The 18680-nt window shown below is 57.6% G+C and carries 8 protein-coding genes; all 8 read right to left on the bottom strand.

What is annotated here, in order from left to right; translation table 11 throughout:
• Positions 1-66 precede the first annotated feature (66 nt).
• Positions 67-408 (bottom strand): 4Fe-4S dicluster domain-containing protein, encoded by a 342-nt coding sequence (locus DW850_RS03095; protein ID WP_117769766.1) that lies wholly within the window; start codon positions 406-408, stop codon positions 67-69.
• Between the two features lie 7 nt (positions 409-415).
• Positions 416-1504 (bottom strand): nickel-dependent hydrogenase large subunit, encoded by a 1089-nt coding sequence (locus DW850_RS03090; protein WP_117786207.1) that lies wholly within the window; start codon positions 1502-1504, stop codon positions 416-418.
• Positions 1505-1509: 5 nt separating this feature from the next.
• Positions 1510-2226 carry an NADH-quinone oxidoreductase subunit C gene (locus DW850_RS03085; protein WP_117786206.1) on the bottom strand — a complete coding sequence of 239 codons (717 nt, stop codon included), beginning with the start codon at positions 2224-2226 and terminating at the stop codon, positions 1510-1512.
• Entirely contained in the window at positions 2226-2843 is a 618-nt protein-coding gene (locus DW850_RS03080; protein WP_117786205.1) for an NADH-quinone oxidoreductase subunit B family protein, read from the bottom strand. The genes DW850_RS03085 and DW850_RS03080 overlap by 1 nt, the downstream gene beginning before the upstream one ends.
• A 12-nt stretch (positions 2844-2855) precedes the next feature.
• On the bottom strand, positions 2856-5738 hold the full coding sequence (locus DW850_RS03075; protein WP_117786204.1) for a proton-conducting transporter membrane subunit: 2883 nt from the start codon (positions 5736-5738) through the stop codon (positions 2856-2858).
• A 181-nt stretch (positions 5739-5919) separates the two neighbouring features.
• Positions 5920-6315: a helix-turn-helix domain-containing protein gene (locus DW850_RS03070; protein WP_117786203.1), complete on the bottom strand. Its 396-nt coding sequence runs from the start codon at positions 6313-6315 to the stop codon at positions 5920-5922.
• A gap of 710 nt (positions 6316-7025) precedes the next feature.
• Positions 7026-17693 carry a hypothetical protein gene (locus DW850_RS03065; protein WP_117786202.1) on the bottom strand — a complete coding sequence of 3556 codons (10668 nt, stop codon included), beginning with the start codon at positions 17691-17693 and terminating at the stop codon, positions 7026-7028.
• 39 nt (positions 17694-17732) lie between these two features.
• Positions 17733-18677, bottom strand: coding sequence for a hypothetical protein (locus DW850_RS03060; protein WP_117640496.1), 945 nt, complete (start codon positions 18675-18677; stop codon positions 17733-17735).
• Positions 18678-18680 lie beyond the last annotated feature (3 nt).

Genomic DNA, 18680 nt, shown 5'->3' with positions numbered 1-18680 from the left:
GGGGCCGGGGGGGCATTTTTGCCCCGCCGGCCCCTATTCCAGCGCTATACCAGCCCCATTCCAGCGCTACTCCGGCTTGGTTTCTACCGTGGGAGTCTTATCCGCCGCAACCGGAGTACGGGCGGTGTCCATAGTCAGGCAGTGCTTGGGGCAGCTTTCGATGCACTCGCCGCACACCACGCAGGCGTACGGGTCAATCAACCAGGTACCGCCCTTGCGATCGACCGCGAGCGCGCCCGCCGGGCAGCGACGCGCGCACATGCCGCAGCAGATGCACACATCCATGTCATTGACGATATGTCCGCGCAGGCGCTCTGGTGCCGTCAGCCCCTCCTGCGGATAGCACACCGTAACCGGCTGCTTGACCATAGAGCCCAAGGCCGTCTTGGCAAATGTCAGCAAACTCATGCCGCGCCTACCTTTCCGTGCAGCTAATGCAGGGGTCGATGGTCAGGATAATCATGGGCACGTTGGCAAGGAGCACGCCCTGCAGCGCATGTGTCAGACCCGCCAGGTTTTGCGACGTCGGCGTTCGCACGCGGAAACGGTCCAGGTTCTTGGTGCCGTTGCCGCGTACATAGTAGTACGCCTCGCCGCGCGGCTGTTCAATCACAACCTCGCCGCGCGCGCCGTCGGCCGGCGTAAGCTTGGTGCGCCCGCCGATGCCGTCGTGTGGAATCTTACCGGCAAGCTCCTTGATGATATCCATGGCCTGCGTGACCTCAGCGCAACGCACCTGGCAGCGGGCATAGCAGTCGCCGTCGGTCGCCACGATGGGCTCAAACGCGGCCAGATCCGCATAGGCGCCGTCGCCAAACATGCGCACGTCGTAATCCACGCCCGAGGCGCGCCCAAACGGACCGACCATCGAAAGCTCCAGCGCGTCTTTCTTGCTGATCACGCCCACGCCATGCAGACGCTCGCCACAGCTGTCGTCGTCCAAAAACGTATGCACCAGGGCCTCGTAGTCGGCGCGCATGGCGTCGAGCGTCTGGACAATGCCGGCCAGCTCGGAGTCCTCAATGTCGTGCTTAAGGCCGCCGATCTCGTTGATCGACAGAATCACGCGACCACCGCACGTGCTCTCAAAGATCTTGAGAATCTGCTCGCGCAGCGTCCACGAACGATAGAACAACGCCTCGAAGCCAAAGGCATCGGCGAGCAGGCCCAGCCACAGCAGGTGCGAGTGAATACGCGAAAGCTCGTGCAAAATGGTGCGGATATACTGCACGCGGCCGGGTACCTCGATGTCGAGCATGCGCTCGCAGGCGCTGGCATAGCCGCAACTATGGCCCACGGCGCAGATGCCGCAGATGCGCTCGGCGATATAGCCAAACTGGTGCATATCGCGCTTTTCGGTGAGCTTCTCGAGTCCGCGGTGCACAAAGCCGATCTGCGGAATTGCCTCGATGACGCGGTCGTCCTCGATCACCAGGTCCAGATGAAGCGGCTCGGGCAGCACCGGGTGCTGCGGGCCAAACGGAATAACGGAGCGATGTGCCATGGACTTTACGCCTCCTTTTTCTGCTTGTCGCGGGCGGCCTTGGCGGCAAGCGCCGCGCGGACCTTGGCCGCTTTCTCGGGATCCATGGCGGCGAGCTTTGCCTCCATCTCGGCAGCCTTGAGCGCGGCCTTGGCGGCAGCTTCATCGTGCTGAGCATCGGAGCCGGCAGCCGCAGCGGGCTGAGCAGCGGCGCCCGCGGCATCGCCGGCGCTGGCAGCGCCCTCCCCTGCAGCAGCCGCAGCAGCGGCGGCCTTCTCGGCCGCGGCCTTGCGCGCCTTGGCCTCGGCAGCGGCACGGACCTTCATGGCTTTCTCTCGCGCAGCCTTCACCTCGGGCGTGATAACGCTCATGGGCTCGGCAGTCGAGACCTGGTAGAAAAAGCCCTTAAAGTCGATCTGCATATCGGTGATGGCAAGACCGAATAGGTCGTGCGCTTCGTTTTCAAACGGGAATACCGCCGGACAGTACGAGCTGATGGACGGAATCTCCTGGTGCCGATCAATTCCCTCAACCACCAGGTTCTCGATCGCATAGCTACCGTCCTGCGCAATATGCTCCTGAGCAGCATGAACGTTGATAAACGTATAGACCAAGCGATACGTGCCGTCGTCGACGTTGCGCTCGGCGTGCATTTGCACAAAGCGGGCACCGGCGCCCTTGAGCGCCTGGACATGCGACAGGAGCTCGTCGATCCCAACGGTGGTATAGATTGCCTCTTGCATTACTCGGCCTCCTTTGCAGCGGCGGGCGTCTCAGCAGGTGCGTCGCCAGCGGCGGGCGCAGCAGGCTTCCCGGCAGGCGCGTCACCGGCACCGTCAGCCCCGGCCCCCGCAGCCACAAACCCGTCCTCGCCCAGCTCAACGCCGCCGTCCCAGGTAGCGGCACCGCCCACGGTAAGTGGATCGCCGCCAGCACGCATCACGGCCTCCTTCTGGTCCAGGATGCCGCACGCCTCCACGATGGCATCGATCACGGTCTCGGGGCGAATGGCGCATCCGGGCGCGTACACGTCCACGGGAATCGCGCGGTCCACGCCGCCGATCACGTTGTAGGCATCGCGGAACACGCCGCCCGAGCACGCGCAGATGCCGCAGGCCACCACGCACTTGGGCTCGAGCATCTGGTTGTAAATCTGGCGCACGACGGGCAAGTTCTGAGCGTTGACCGAGCCCGTCACCAAAAAGATGTCCGCATGCTTGGGGTTGCCGGTATTGACCACGCCAAAGCGCTCCGCATCGAACAGCGGCGTGAGCGAGGCCAGCACCTCGATATCGCATCCGTTGCAGCTCGAGCCGTCGTAATGAATAACCCACGGCGAGCGCGACATTTTATGATCCATGGATGCCGCCTCCTAAATAAACACGTCGACGAGGATGGGCATAAGGTTGAGCAGGCCAAACACCAGCGCCACGCCCCAACCGAGCTTAAAGCAGCTGCGCCAGGTACTGCGGGCAAAGGTGTTATCGATCAGCACCTCGACAAAATACGTCGCGACCATCACGACCAGGGCTACGACCCAGCTCACCGGGTTGTCCCAGACAAAGAACATGCCCACCCACATCAAAAACAGCACGGTCTCGCACCAGTGCATAAGGGTCATCTTGGCCAGCGTGCCGCCGCTCATCTCGGTGGCGACGCCCTGGACAATCTCCTGATGCGCGTGATGTGAGTACGAAAGGTCAAACGGCGACTTGCGCAGCTTGATGGTAAGCACCGCGAGCAGTGCGAGGAAAATGGGCGCGCTGTACACGATGATGGGGGCCGACTGCCCCGTCACGGCGATGGAGTCGAAGCTGTCGGTGGCAAGGTACAGGCCCACACTCATCAGCAAAACGGCGGGCTCGTAACTCATAACCTGCAGCAGCTCGCGGTCGGCACCGACCTGGGCAAACGGGCTTTGCGTCGAAGCGGACGCCAGCACCACAAAGATCGCGGCGAGCGTAACCATAAAGGCGCACAGCAGCGTATTGGAGCCCGACACAAAGATGCCGCCGCCCACGACGGTAAAGATGAGCGCGCACGCCATGTAGGTATCGTCCATGGTGTTTACGCTGGCGGGGGCCTTGCGCAGCAGCTTGGCAACGTCGTAGAACGGTTGCAGCAGGCGCGGGCCCACACGGCCCTGCATGCGAGCCGAAAGCTTGCGGTCAACGCCGTCGATCAGGCCACCAACCAAAGGCGCCAGCAAGGCAAACGCCACGGTACCAATAAAGATGCCCACGACGCCCGAGCCCTCGAAATACTTACCGCGCAGCACCGAGGGCGCACTCATGGCAAGCCGCTCGGGCCCAATCCACGCGCAGCACAGCAGCGCAAACAGGATGATGCTGCAGCACACGACGCTACCCGCGGGGCCGATACGCTTCTCGCCAAGGGCATCCTCCGAGTACCAATTGCGCTTTTCGGCCTTCACCTCGTGTCCCATCGAGCCGCGGAAATGGCGATATTTGTCGGTTCCCACGCCCGAAAGATATACGTTTACGTGCGGTTTGTTGCTCACACGGAATGAAGTCAGCAACACCACGGCGATAAACGCCACGATAACCACCATCAGATACATGGCATCCTTGCCAATAACGTGCGGCACGCGGCCAAACACCATAGCCAAGTAAGGCGACACCAGACCGCTCGAGATAACCGGGAACGCCACGCAGCACAGAATCAGCAGCGCGGCGATGGTGTTGAGCGCCGCCCACTCGGTCTTATGGACATTGACTTCAACGTTTTGAGCCGTGGGATCGACGCCCGAAAGCTTGGCCAGCCACTTGCCCCAGAAGTAAAACGTCGCGGCCGAGCCAAAGGCGAGCACCATGATCATGAGCACGTTGCCGGTCTGCGCAAACGCCACCAGGGCGCCCCACTTGGACACGAGCATGCCAAACGGCGCCACAAACATGCCCATGATACCCAGCATCATCAGGCGCGTCAGGTGCGGCATGCGGCTGAACATACCGTCCATGTCCTCGATATCGCGGCTGCCGATATGATGCTCGGCCGTGCCCACGCACAGGAACAGCAGCGACTTGGCCACCGTGTGGAACAGGATTAGGAAGATGGCCGCCCACACGGCCTCGGGCGCGCCGACACCCAAGCAGGCGCTGATGAGGCCCAAGTTGGAGATGGTGGAGTACGCGAGCACGCGTTTGGCATTACTCTGCGAGATGGCCATGAGGGCAGCGAGCAAAAACGTGATGGCACCCACACTCGTGACCATAAAGCCGGTCACGGGATAGATGGCATAGAGTGGGCTCAGCTTGACCATCAAAAACACGCCGGCTTTGACCATGGTTGACGAGTGCAGCAGGGCGCTCGTGGGAGTGGGGGCAACCATGGCACCCAACAGCCAAGTGTGGAACGGCATCTGTGCGGCCTTGGTGAGTGCGGCGAGCGACAACAGGATGACCGGCATGACCAGCAGCGCGGATTGCGCGATTCCGGCGCCGGAAAGCTCGATCATGCCCGAGATGGTCAGCGGCATGCCGTTGACGTGCAGGAACATGAGTCCGGCCAAAAACGCGATACCGCCCAGCATGTTGAGGATGATCTGGGTGAAGGCGTTCTTGATGGCCTCGGGCGTGCGCGTGTAGCCAATCATAAGGAACGAGCACACGGTGGTGATTTCCCAGCCGCAGAACAGCCACTCAAGGTTGTCGCTCGTCACGATGACGAACATGGCCGAGAGGAACAGGAACATAAGCGCCAGGAACTGCGGGCGACGGTCGGGCGCCGTCTGGCCGCGCAGTGCGGCCTCGTGCTCGTCGTGCGCCTGGAAGTCCTTCATGTAGCCCAGGGCATACACGCAGATTAGACTGCCGACGATGCCGACGGCGAGGACCATGATCACGCTCATGTAGTCCAGGTAGAGTGGCGTTGCCGTGACGGCTTCGGCCGCGGGCAGCGTCATGGCTGCAAAGGCGAGCGAGCCCACCAGCTGGACTATGCCGAGCACCGTGGTGAGCGCGTTCCTATATTTGTACGCGTTGTACAGGATGACGGCGCACAGGATGACGTCGATGACGGAGCTGATGATGGAGAGCACGTGCGAGGTGCCGGGTTCCACCTCGAAGCTCTGCGGGCCCGTGCCAAAAAACATGACGGCGACTACAACTGTCACCGCCATAATGATGCCAGAGCCTACAAGCCCTACCGCGTCACGGGCTCGGTCACCGCGCGCAAGCAGCATGCCCAGCGCCGGTACCAGCGGAAACAGGGTAAGGAAATACAGTAGCGTCATACCATCACTCCCCCATGCTAAAACGCTGCAATTGTTTAACGTTATAGCTCAATTGAGGAGTAGCGGCGGCGGGTTTTCGGTCAACTGGGGAGTTTTAGGCGTACGGGGTAAGGAGTCTGTCCGCATTGGAGTAGAGGGGCGGCAAGAAAAATGCGCCCCCGTGGGCGCACCATCCCATTCGCTATTCCGCCTTTTTAACGCGCGGCTTGCGACCGCGCGGCTTATCGACCAGCGCGGACTCACCGCTCTCGCGATACTGGCGGCACCAAGCCTTGACCGAAGACTCGCTGGGGATCTTACGCTTGATCATGGCCTCGCGAACCGTCAGGCCGTTTTCCAAGCGGTCCTTAACCACGGCGAGCTTAACTTCGTACGAATAGGTGCGATGATGCGAACCGGCGTTGAGCACGGCGTCGGCACCGCCCACGGCGTATGCGCGGGCCCACTGACGAGCCGTTGCCTGGGGAATGCCAAGCTCCGCGGCGAGGGCGCGATGACCGACCCCCTCTTGGAGGATCTCGACGGCGCGCTGCCTGACCTCGGGCGCATGCGTGCGAGCCCTTGTTGCTTCTGACATACCTGCCACTTCTTAGCCTTAACCGTTAAACTGCTTTCTTACGTGCATGTTAGATAGTAGCATTTTGCTGTTCGCGCGTAGCAGTTAATTGAAAATAGCAACGGCGTCATCTGGGCATTTGCTATTTATTTGCGACATTTCTTTACGTTTAATTTACGCAGCTAGTTAGCCCGCAGCTCATTGATGGTGTTTTACCAACCAGATTGATATCTTTTTGTTTCGCTTGGTATGGTTTTCATAATTATTAACCCCTCAGCCTCTGAGCTAGCATGTCAGTCTTCCGCTTACTTTCCAGCTTTCTACTTAACTTTCCAGCTTTCTACCCAGCTTTCCACCTTAGGTGTTAAGTTAAATGGAAAGTTGGAAAGCTTGGTGGAGGGGTCGGGAGAGCTAAAACACCTTTCTCCAACGGCGGCTGGACAGTTAGTTCAGATACGTATTTTTCTATGCTGATAAAGCTGCGCTATGGTCCCCGGAGAGGGTTCTTTGGCGACTCATTGCACGCAAATCGATCCCAGATAGCTACCGAACCCTAGTTTTGAGCCCCTTTCTTCCCCAAAACGAGCGCCGGATGCGCCTGCTGCGGTCTGGAATTATACGTATCTGAACTAACCGTCCAGCGGAGTCCAAGACTGGGATCGCGCAGACTAGAAAGGGGGGCGGCAACCGGGTGGTTGCCGCCCCCTTTGCGAAGCTAGTTGGCTTCGGAACTAGTGGTCGATGCCGTTGAGGTTCACCCTCGTGAGCGTATAGGTCACATAGTCGGGCGATTGAGGCTTTGCGCTCGCCACGTCACCCTTAACCAGGCTCGCTCTCATTACCAATCGATAGTTCGCGTAGAACTGCTCACGCTGTTCAACCTGCGTGTTGACCTTAACGGTAAAGGGCAGGCTAAACGTAGTGTCACCGTTCTGCGTTTTGAACTTGCCATTCTCCTTCGAGTCAGTGAAGGTGATCGTGCTACCGGAGGGAGCGACCGCGGCAAGCTTACTCTCCGTCACTGTTACGTAGTTGGAGATATCATCCGTTACACTCTCATACGTGCCGTCGGTTCCGCGGCGCTGCAGCTCGAGCGTGTACACAACAGAGTCTGCGTTCGCAATTGCCTCGGCGGCGTTGCTGAGTCCACCCAGTTCATACGTGGCACCCAGACCAATCGTGCCATTCGCGATCGGACGCAGGTCGTCCACGTTAATGCCAAGCTGCGACTTCTCAGGCGCCGATAGCGTAATGGTCGTATCACCCGTGTCCATGCGATAGTATCCAACGTTACCGCGCTTCGTCATCGTCAGGCTCGAGGTGGCAAGACCAGAATCGCGCGTCGAAAGCTTGGCGGTATAGGACATCTTGGTACAGGCGTCCTCGCCAGACTGCTTGGACAGGGAGATAACCTTGTTGCAGCCGTCCGGCGTAAGGCGAATCTTTTCCACCACCGTACTCACGGTAAAGGATCCGTCCGTTGCGATCTTGCGGATTCCGGCGAGGTCATAATCGAGCTTGAGCTTCAGCGAATCATCGCCTGTATCCGTCACGGTCTGCGTGAACGCAGGCGTCGAAGCGTCACACGGCTCCCAATCGCCGCCATTCCACCTGTAGTTCTGACCGCCGATGGCAACATAAAACTTCGCAATTGCCGAGGTTCCGCTCGGGAAACTACTTACTCCCATTAGGTTGTTGTTGGCGCCATAGCGACACAGCGATGTATCGAGCTGATAGAACAGATGGTCACTCTCTGTATAGTATTGGCTCGGGCTAAACGTAACCGTATCTTTGACGTCAAGAGAAAGCACGTAGGCGGCACCGTCCTCCGACTTCGAAACCGGAATGCGCGCCGCATTTATATTGTCGACTACACTCTGCTCATAATTGGACAAGATGCTGTATGTCGATGCCGTACTGTTTTGATTATCTTCGCCACCGGTGCGCAAGACGTGATGCAAATTCCAAGATATGCGGCCACCCGAAGAATTCGAGTCAATAGACGAAGCCGTAAAACCGTTGATACTAGCTTGCGTCACGCCGTCGCCCGACTTGGGCACGTTGACAACTAGGTAGACGCTCTCCGATGCACGCTTCTCTCTGCCGGTATCCTTCTCCTTGGGTACCTTTAGCGTATAGCGACTGTTGCTGGGAACGTCAGCACCCGCAACCTTAAACAGCGTCCACTTGCCATCGAGTTTCGCTTTAGCGGTCGCCTCTGCCTCGTTATCACACACGGTCCATGTGCCGGCGCCATCCTGCGTGGCCGACACACCCAAGATCTCGCTCAGCCATCGCTCCTGATATGGATTGCCCGCAGAATCCTTAAAGCCGTCGTTTCCGCTCAGGGAAACGCTCGTTGCTCCGCCTTCGCCCACCGTATAGTGATACTCTCTGCCACCGGCCTTGCCATCAACGTTCGCATCGATGAGCGTAAGCTGGGTGCCCTGGGGCAACCTTCCGTCGGCACCATTGAAGAGGATACTCTTGCCGAGCCCCTTCATCGAGCCGCCAGCAGCCATATAGCTGTCCCAGCCAAAGTCGACTTCCTTCCCATTGGCAGAATTGTATGTCCAGGTAAGCAGACCCGTCATCGGCTCGCCAAAGCTCGTAAGCACGTGTGCATCTTTTCCAAGGTTAGCGTAGTCTTTTTCTTTAAATTGAGTGCCGTAATCATACGTTGCAGTGAAATCGATCTCGAGCTTGCGCTTAACGATGATCGGCACCTGAACGTTGTAGCTCTGACCCGCCTCGGTAAAGGTAACGGTCAGGAGCGTAAAGCGACCTTTGCCGTTGTCCCAATCGGAGCTTGGGCTAAACGACATATTGTTCTTGCCATTGTTCACTACGCGAAGCGTGGGATTGTTCGACGCGTCACCGTCTTTAACGAACACACCGTCCTTGAGTTGGAAAACCTCTGCTTTGGCCGTCACGTGCGGATTGGTGCCATTCTCGTTATTCAATCTGCAGGCATCGGAGAAGCCGCCGTTCGTGACGATGTTTAGATAGCTCTTGACCGTCGTGTTGTCGTTGCCAGAGATCACCAAAACGGGGAAATCCGCTGTGGCTTGGTTGCTGCTTGTATCATTATTCGAATTGAACTTACTGGCCACGGATGAGGCATCGTAGCTCGACTTATTTTGATAGGCGCCGTTGTCATTAATGCCGCCGATATTCGTGTAGGTGTAGCGATCGGCAACACCGGTGCCTGCCTCGCTCTGGACGGTCGCCGCGGTGTCGATGGTGGCGCCGTCGCCAAACAGGTAGCGATCGGTGGTGTCGTTGTCGGAGGCACGCGCCGCCAGCGTGCTTACGGGGCTCGTGGTCACATACGGGCTCGCTGCCGTGGTGGCGGTATTGTCCGCGCCGTAGAGCGTGATCCCCTTGTCAGGTGCTTCCAGTGTGTCGTTATAGTCACCAAACGCGATATACGACTTCATGTTTACGGCGGCCGCATTGGTCGTGTAAACCATCGGCGGCAGATCACGCGTGGTCTTGCCGTTGCCGAGCTTTACGTTCACGCCCGCTGCGGAGAGGCTATAGCCGTTTGTGTCAACCTCGCCTAAGAGCACGCCCTGCTTAGAGCCCAATTTGTAGGTATTGCTGTCCATGAGCACGTTTACCAGATGGAACTGGCCGCGTCCGTCGCCCGCAATGCCGCCGTTGGAGGTTCCGCCAAACGTTGTGTTAGATACCTTTGTGTTGGTGACGTTGATGACGTCGGCACCGCTGTTAATCGCGCCAAGTAGACCGCCGCTCCACCTGCCCTTGATCGTGGCGCTCTCAATCGCGATATTGTTGCAGGCTATGTTCACATTGCTGAAGTAGTAGCCGATAAGTCCGCCCGAGCATTGGTCGGTGCCGGCAATGTTGATATTCTCGACGCTACAGTCCTCAAACCAGTACGTGTTGGGGCTGCCACTGCTCGTGACCTCGCCAATCAAGCCGCCCGCATTACGGATGCTATTGTTCGTTCCGGTGGCATCGCCGATGATGGCGCTCTTGGCATCGCCTCCGGCATCAATGCGCACGTTGCTTATAGAAATAACGCCTCTATAGGCGCTTCCGACCACACCGCCGGCGCCCATGTACTTATCGGTGTTCGACCCGGTGGCGAGTACATTTACCCCAGAGATGACTGCCGTGCTCGATGCGACGGCTTCCGTGATGCCAATTTTGGTGTTCACCGATACGTTACTGGAGGTATAACCGAACACGCCGCCCACGTAGGGTGTTGTACCCGTGGCGGTTATGGTCGAGTTTTTGCCAATAGTCTTCTCGTATACCCCTGTGGCCGCGGTTGTCCACACGCCGCACGGCGAGGCGATCGCACCCACATAGCCGCCAACGTACTTCTCGCCCGTGACGCTAAGGCCAGTGTATGAGCAGTCACAGAGATTCGCGGGCGCCTGCGTGCCGGAGCCGAAATTGACCATATAGGTCACGTCGTTATCCGTCCTTCGGCTGGTACGGCCCGAGCTGCCAAGAAGCCCTCCTACGCTCTTTGCGCCCAACACGGTGCAGTTCTTCATCTGTACGTTGCGGTAGACGCCACGCGTGTTGCCGTCGTAGTTGGCCGTTGCGCCCGCCAAAAGGCCGGTGCCGATGAGGTCGTTCGATGCCGGTCCCGAGGCAATGCTACCGTTGGCGTCTTTGTACGTGAGCGATACGTTGCAGTTACTAAAGGTGAGGTCTTTGACCTGAGCGCCGTCATTCGCGGTGACGCTCTGCCCCACATTGGTTGAGGTGAACATCACGGTGCTGAATAGGCCGCCCACGCCCGAGACCTTATAGTCGTCATCGGCATATTCGACGACGCCGTAAGTGGCATCTTTGGTGCCCACCGTGATGGTGGCCCCGTTGCCGTCGATCGTTGCCACGTGCGGCGTGATGCGGTCGCGATCGGTGGACGCCTCGTTCGAGCTGCAAGCATTGGAATAGTAACGGCCGCTGAGACCCACGTATCCCGTGCCGTAGCCAGTCATATCATAGGTGGCATTTTCCTTGAACTCCAGGCTCATGCCGATCGATTTCGACGCGCACACGTAGCCCGTTTGGTAGTCGGCAGCGTAGGACGCCACCAGGTAGGGCGAATTTACATCGTCATCATGGTTGAGCGGGCCGTGCCACCCCTGTTTGCCCGGGGCCTTCTGGTCATCGTTTTTGGCGGTTTCGAAATCGCCGGAAGCGCTCGCAGGCTTGCCCACGCAGTCGTAGCTGGCATTTCGCACCTTACCATATTCCTTGTTGCCAAACAGGTAGCCGTTTATCGCCGGGTCCTGCTTATCGCTGCCCCAGTACGCCTTGGAGCCGCGGAACACGCCATAATTAGCGTAGTCAGTATGTGCCGCTCCAGCACCCGCACCCGAGCTAATGATGGCCGAGAGCACCAAAAGGCCCTGGGCGTTTTCCACCGTGGTCACGGGTGCCTCGGCATCAGTGCCGATATACTTGTTGTCGGTGCCCGTGGTAGTGACGCAGGCAGCTCCCTTGTTTGTGAGCTCGTTGATCTTGTAGTTAGCGTTACCGTTTTCGACTTTGCAGCCCTCGCTAAAGGCATAGCCATCAATCACACGACCAACGTAGGGATTGTCGTACTGCCGGAAGTTGCCCGTTCCAAGACCCTGAGACTTGTCGCTGGTTCCAGCGCGCCAAGACGTCCCTGACATATTGCGGAAGATCACACCGCCGCCCGCAATGGCACCAACGTAACCGCCGATGGGAACAAGATGTGGCTTAGTTCCGCCACCAGCAACCGTAAAGCCGGTTGTGGAGTTATCGGGCGTTGTCCCATTCACGGCCACACCGTCGATAATGTTATCGCCGCCAAGGATGCAGCCGATAACGCCACCGAAGAACGACGTCGGAACACCGTCGGCATCCTTGGCAGAATAAGTAATAGTCGCCGACGCGTTCACATAGCGAATATTCAGATCGCGCACCACGCTGCCGTAACTATAGGGAATAAGGCCGCGAAGCGAACCCTCGTTATTCTCTATCTTGATGGTTGCCTTTTTATCACCTTTAGGGTTGCCAACGATGACGCCACGGAACGGGTTGGCTTTGTTGCCAAAACCGCCAAACGATGCGCCGTCGAGGGTGATCGTATTACCCCCGGTAGGTTCAATACTGTAGTACGCGCTTTGGATATAGCGGTGCATCATCTCGTCGGAAAGTGTGGCCGAAGGATCAGTGGTGTCGCCGGTCTTCTTTTCCCACTTCTTCCCAGTGTCTTTCGCCTGCTTATAGACGTACGTAACCTCATTGTCGGTTTTATTGTCGCTGCGGCGAGTACAGAGCGTACTCTGGTTGACGGCAATGGTGACCTCCCAACCGTCGAGCGCAGTTTGGTTGTTGATGTAGTTGGCGATGGCGTTCATCTCAGTCGCGTCCTTAACGGCATACGGATCGCCATATGTGCCGCATCCCTCTACCAGCTTTGGAATGCGCTGGTTGACTTTAATTTCATGATATTGGACGCCGCTCTCGGTGGCCTTTCCCTTATAAACATAAGGAAGATAGCCACCAAACCAAGGCCTGACGTCACCGTCCTTCTTACCATCAACCGTCACATAGCCGCTCACGGCACCATACGTCGCTTCGTCGTAATACCAAAGCTGCTTGCCCGGGTACTCCGTACTCCCATCAATCTCAGATCCGTATGTCACCTTGCCTGCATCGGCATCGGCATCGGCCTTAGTAAAGGTGTAGTCCGCAGAGCCCGTGCTCGTGCTTCCGTAGCCAAAACTCTCCAGCAGGCTCGCATGGGTGAAGATCGTTTTGTTCTTTTGGCTGGGCAAGCTGATTTGCTCAAACTTTGCCGTCACCTGATCGGCCTCACTGCCTACACCAAGCTTTCCGAACAGCGACGTAGCCGCCTTGGTGTCACTCGTGTACCCAGTAGTCTTGATATTCTTCGCGTTCAGGCTCACGTACTTCTGCATCTCGTTGATGAGCAGAGGCATATAGGCGTTAGCATCCGTGGCGCTGTTGGCGCCGTCGACAATCAGATTGTTGAGCGTAAGACCATCAATTGAGATCTTTCTAATCTTGGTGCCATTGCCGTCGCTGGACCCATACACGTAGCGGCACACGAGCGCGCCCGAAGAGCTTCCGCTTGCTCCATCAGTGTCTTCAGAGCTCTTTCCGTCATTAATAACGGGCCCAACAGTACCACGCAAAGTGACGTTTTTTACTGTGAGATCGCCGTTTGCCACCGTTCGAAAAAGACCGCAGTGCATGTTCTCGTGCTGGGTAGCATCGGAATTTAGCTTGTTGCCATTCTGCTCGGCCTTGATCTTGGAGTAACAGAAGGTAATGGTCGCATTCTCAACCGTCACCTCTCCGCTCGGCTGAGTTGGATAATAGCTGTAGCCGGCCAAATCGATTGTACCCGTTATGGTTATGGAATCATCGAGCCCTGTCGTGCCATTGGGAACGATTGTCGAACGAATACCTTCGGGAGCATAACGGTAAGCAGACCATAAGAGCAGCTTTTCCGCTGTATCGATTTGACTGCCACTAAAGCCGCCTTCACAATTCTTAGAGACTATGTCGAGGTTGTAGAAGTAGCGGGTATTGCCGTTCGTATTCTGGCTTCGACCGAAAGACGAGCGATTATGGTAGCTGTTGTCTTTTGTGGAATCGCCGTCCATGTCCAGCTTGTTTTTCTGTGTGTGTAGCGAAACGACCGTGTTCCAGTCGGCGTCCATGAGCTTGCTGCCGTTGTTTGGTTTTACACCGCTGCCAACCCATTCATCGAAGGACGTTACGCCCGACGCAACGATGGCCCCCTCGCCGGTGGGCACCCTATAGGCGGTATCCCAATAAGCCCTGTCCTCCAAGTACAGGCCTAGGTAGCTCTCGACGCCATATGTCGTCTTATCATCCACCTTGCAGCCGCGGCAAACTAGAACGCCGAGCGTCTGAGCGGCGCCCGCATTAATGGTTGTGCCCGAGAGATCGATGGCATAGTTGTTGATAATCCAGTGGCCGCTCGCGGCGTATACAAGACCACCGAGTTCCTTGGAATCATCCGCAGTCGCGGTTATAGAAGCGTTGGTCGTTTTCAGAGCATAAGAGTTTTCATTCTTGTTAATGCTCTCATCTCCGATAGTTACGACCGCGTTGCCCCAGCTATAACCCAAGAAACCACCCGTGCCATTGAGCTTATCGCCGTTCCTGCCGACTTTCATTTCGAATGAATTGAACGAAAGGCCCGAAATGTTCACGTACTTATCAGCTGAGTTGGCTATTGTCCCTGCATTGTAGGTACTCTGTGCGATGCAGCCGATAAGACCACCGACTTGGGCAATCTTGCCGCCGGCGCAATCGCCAGTTTCGATTGATCCGGCGACTTCGAGGCCCGCAACATTGAATGACGAGCCATAATCGCCCGCATAACCAATGGCGCCGCCAATGCGACTATTGCCGTTAAGCGTTTTAGTTGCAGCGATGGTCGCTTGAGCCTTGCTGTTATCCTTAAACGCAACCGTAGAAGCCGCCAGCACGCTGCCCGCAATACCGCCAATGTTCACGTCATTGGCAAACGTATCATCGCACGCGATATTCGTTTTGCACGTTACGCCAGACAATGACAGGTTGCCGACGATGGCACACGCAAGCGACCCGGCATCGATAGCCGAACCGTTATCGAACTTCATGGAGCCAGCGATTGTGACGTTGGAGATGGTTGCACCGTTGACGGCCGCGAACAAGCCCAAGCGGCCGTGGCGGTAGATTTTGCCGTTGCCGTTGCTCGTGTTATTGCCGTCGAGCACGTCTTCACCACGCTTGCCGTACGCCTCGCCGACGGCAAGATTGATTGTGCCGCCACCGTTCAACGTTCCCGAGAAAACTTGCGAGCCGTCTGCACGATCCTGCGTGAAACCCGTCAGGCCCGTGCCCTTGAGATCAATAGTGCCGTTCACCGTAATGGTCGAGGACTGCAAGCCGTTAAGGTTGTTTTCGGTAACGCCGTCAACCATCGAGTAGTAGCCGTTGGTTTGCCAGGTAATCGCAAGCTTGGCGAAATCCTCAGCTGTGGTTAGGGCGTAGGCACCGTTAGCTGCCGTCAGCGAATCCGGCAAGGTCAACTTATGAGTGTCCACATCAAGCTTAATGAAGTCGCCGCCCAGACGAACAACTTCACCGTAGGTCGCGATGTCGTCCGTCTTTGAGGCTGAGTTGCTACGCTTGAAGGTCCAGACCGCAGCGCCCTTGTCTCCCAGATCACCATTAGAGCCATTGCCGGCAGCGAAGATCAGCGCGTTGTGGTTCTCGTATACGAGCTGACCCGTCGTGGCGTTCTCGGCAAAACTTGCGCCCGACAGATCCGTGATGCCGCTGAATTTGATTACAGCATTCCACGCGGATCCCGCAATTCCCGCGGCACGGTTGCTTTGCGCCTTACCGATAGGATTGTCGCTTGTAAGTTTGAAATCTCGCACGTCAAGGACATTGCGCGTATCGACAACGCCCACGGCGCCACCGAACTTTCCGGTACCCGTTCGCGCCGAAGCATCTCCCTTGCACGCAACCGTCACGCCGTTGAAGACAACGGCAACGGGCTGCGAGTTAGGATTTGCGCTATCGCCAACATAGCCAACAACGCCGCCTGCGTCGGACAACTTGCTCGCAAGGTCAACCTCAATTGAGCACGTATTCTTATTATCTGCATCCTTTTCAACAACAAAGGCGCGCAAAGCGCCGTCGTCGTCCGTTTTCGTCGCGAACACCTTGCCGACAAGGCCGCCGTAGCTGCCGTTGACACTAACATCTTCTGGTAAGGCGAGTTTGCTCTTATACGTCCCGCCTTGCACCACGATGTCTCCATTAGAGATATCGGCCATGCCAAAAAGAGCGCCGGCGCGCTGCGACGCACCAAGAGTCACAAGGTCGCCCAGGTCGAACATATTGGACGTAACGGCAAATCCTTGCGCAAAGCTCACGTCGCCGATAACGCCACCAGAGCAAGCGCTGTTCTCGTCGCCAATATTTAGAGGACACCCAATCTGCTTATTATCCGCGCCCAGTGTGAGCACGGTCGCTTTACCAATAAAACCGCCGCTGGCAGTTGTGCCCTTGACGGTGAGCGCGTGTAGGTCGAGAGCTTTCGCGACGTTGACCATGGCACCCGTGCTCGAGCCAACGAGTCCTACAACGCCACCGGCGGAGCCGTTCGTAGACTGGACGGTGGCGGTGGGAACGTTTGCCAGAGTGCCAATGCTCAGGGTCGCACCGTCCTTGACTTCGCCTACGAGCAGGCCAGCGTTGCCAGAGCTCGTTTTGACGGCTCCGCCTGAGGTCAGATCGTTGGGGAACGTGACGGACTCAACCGTCAAGCTCCCGCTCTCGACCGTGTTGGCAATCAAGCCAATGTTGCCCGTCGCATTCGCGTTGAGATTCTTTCGAGAATCGGTGAGGCTATAGGTAACGTTCGCAGCAAGGTCGCCCGTCGTCGCACCCAGGAGGGGTGCCGTCAAGGCGGAAGTCGCATCCTTCACATCAACGTTCACGGGTTCCACGATGTCAACCGACGCGATGAGTGTCTTGCTCTCTTCGCCGTTTTCCGCACCGCTGACCTTCGAAGCGACCATCGGTGCGCTATAGCTAGTCGCGCCTACCCACTTTATCCTGACCGTTTTGTTTTGGTCAGACAGCTTGAGGTTATTAAAAACCGTCCGATCAGTCGTAAGCTCGACGGGACTATCAACGTCCCTATAGATCCTGCCTTCAAACGGACATTCATCACTGCCAAGACCCTGGAAAGACATGCCGTTATTAGCCGACTCGGTGAGCTTCGCATCGCCCGTGATGATAACCTTGATCTGCGCATCATAGTAAAGCGAAGCGTCGGCGTTAGACAGGACGGCGAACGCCTCCGACGACTTGACATCGAGGCTTCGGATTCCGCTCTCGTCGTCTTTGCGCACGATGCTTTCCGCGCCGTTCTTCTCGAGCAGCTCGACGAGCTTATTCAAATCCGTGATCGTCGCACCCGCCTGGGCATCAGCGTCCTCCGAAGTCGCATCATCGGCATCTTGCTCGGCGTCGTCAGCGGCGGCATCGTCAGCGGCATCGTCGCCTTCCGTCTGGTCGCCCGTGGAATCGGAACCAGTGGCGCTATCGGTGGTATCGCCTGCTGCAGCGTCATCCTTCACCGCGTCATCCCCAGCACTGTCGCTGTCGGCGCCGGCATCACTCGACCCAGACCCGATCGTGACATCGCCGTTGGTCTCGCCGCTCTCGGCAGTATCCAACGCCTTCGCAGATGCGGCAGCAATCTCGTTCGAGATGTTCTGCCAGCCTGCCGCCACAGCAGCCACCGTGGGCGAGCATGCTTGGAGCACCATGACCACCGTCATGAACTCTGCGAATATGCGCTTTGCCGTTCTCATCGATTCCGTACCTCTTATCCTAAAACTCCGCTTCCAGAGTTATCGAGTCTCCGTCGCGCCCGTCAGAGTAGTTCCGCTCACGCTAATGTCCAGGTCGCCCCAGCCACCGGGCGTTTTGCCGTCCGCTCGGTAAAAGTTGACGACCATCGAACCCGGCTCCATGGTGAACGTAGCCTTGCGAGCTGCAGCATCCACCGTCGCGCTATGGTTGGTCTCAAAGAACGGGTCGATCTCCACGTTCTCCCCCCACGTGAGCGTGACGTTTGCCAGTGCGCCCGTAACCGTCACGCGGTAGTTGTATGCAGCGTAATCAGCAAACTTGCCAGCCTCATCGACCAGCGCGCCCTCAACCGCAGCGGTCTTGACCTCGGCCCTCTTTGACGGCACGACTTTCGCCGCCAGACAGGCTAGCTCGGTGCCGGGGCTCTTCTCCGATACGACCGTGGCCTTAATCACAAAGTATGCTTGTCCCAACTTAGCCTCGGGGAAGGTCACGGTGTAGTCGTTCTTGGTAGGTTGATTCTCCGGAAGCGTGACGCTGCTACCGGGCTGGGGCGCATAGCTCCACGTGGCGCCATCGAGCCCGTGCCCCTCGACCGTCAAGGTGTATGTCACATTTTTGTCGTTGCAGAAGTTGCTGTTGCCCAGCAAGTAGTTGTAGATGCTAAAGGTAAAGTTGCACTGCCCGTTGTTGGGATACACCGTAACGGAGCGCTGGGCACGGGCGAGCTCGTCGGGGCTAGGCGCACTCATATAGCCCGTGAGCAAATCGCTTGCAAATAGGCTCTGCGCAGTGCCCGTTGCGGCGACGGACTTTAGAAATCCGTTGGCGGTGTAGGCGGAATAGGTAAAGTAGCCACCCGTCACGAGCGCCACGGCGCAAATAAGTGCGATTGCCGCCACAACCAGCTTGTTCTTGACTAGGCTCTTGCTTTTTGCCAGCTGCTCGCGCTCGGCATCCTGCTGTTTCTCTTGCTTCTCCATGTG

Origin of the sequence: Collinsella sp. AM36-4AA (assembly GCF_003467795.1) — a bacterium.
Taxonomy (GTDB): domain Bacteria; phylum Actinomycetota; class Coriobacteriia; order Coriobacteriales; family Coriobacteriaceae; genus Collinsella.
Note: the sequence above shows the minus strand (reverse complement) of the source record. Positions and strands in the feature narration are given on the sequence as shown.

Excerpts from the sequence above, each read along its gene's own strand:
- DW850_RS03085 (WP_117786206.1), bottom strand. The coding sequence starts at position 2,226 with ATGCAAGAGGCAATCTATACCACCGTTGGGATCGACGAGCTCCTGTCG.
- DW850_RS03070 (WP_117786203.1), bottom strand. The coding sequence starts at position 6,315 with ATGTCAGAAGCAACAAGGGCTCGCACGCATGCGCCCGAGGTCAGGCAG.
- DW850_RS03065 (WP_117786202.1), bottom strand. The coding sequence starts at position 17,693 with ATGAGAACGGCAAAGCGCATATTCGCAGAGTTCATGACGGTGGTCATG.
- DW850_RS03080 (WP_117786205.1), bottom strand. The coding sequence starts at position 2,843 with ATGGATCATAAAATGTCGCGCTCGCCGTGGGTTATTCATTACGACGGC.
- DW850_RS03060 (WP_117640496.1), bottom strand. The coding sequence starts at position 18,677 with ATGGAGAAGCAAGAGAAACAGCAGGATGCCGAGCGCGAGCAGCTGGCA.
- DW850_RS03090 (WP_117786207.1), bottom strand. The coding sequence starts at position 1,504 with ATGGCACATCGCTCCGTTATTCCGTTTGGCCCGCAGCACCCGGTGCTG.
- DW850_RS03075 (WP_117786204.1), bottom strand. The coding sequence starts at position 5,738 with ATGACGCTACTGTATTTCCTTACCCTGTTTCCGCTGGTACCGGCGCTG.
- DW850_RS03095 (WP_117769766.1), bottom strand. The coding sequence starts at position 408 with ATGAGTTTGCTGACATTTGCCAAGACGGCCTTGGGCTCTATGGTCAAG.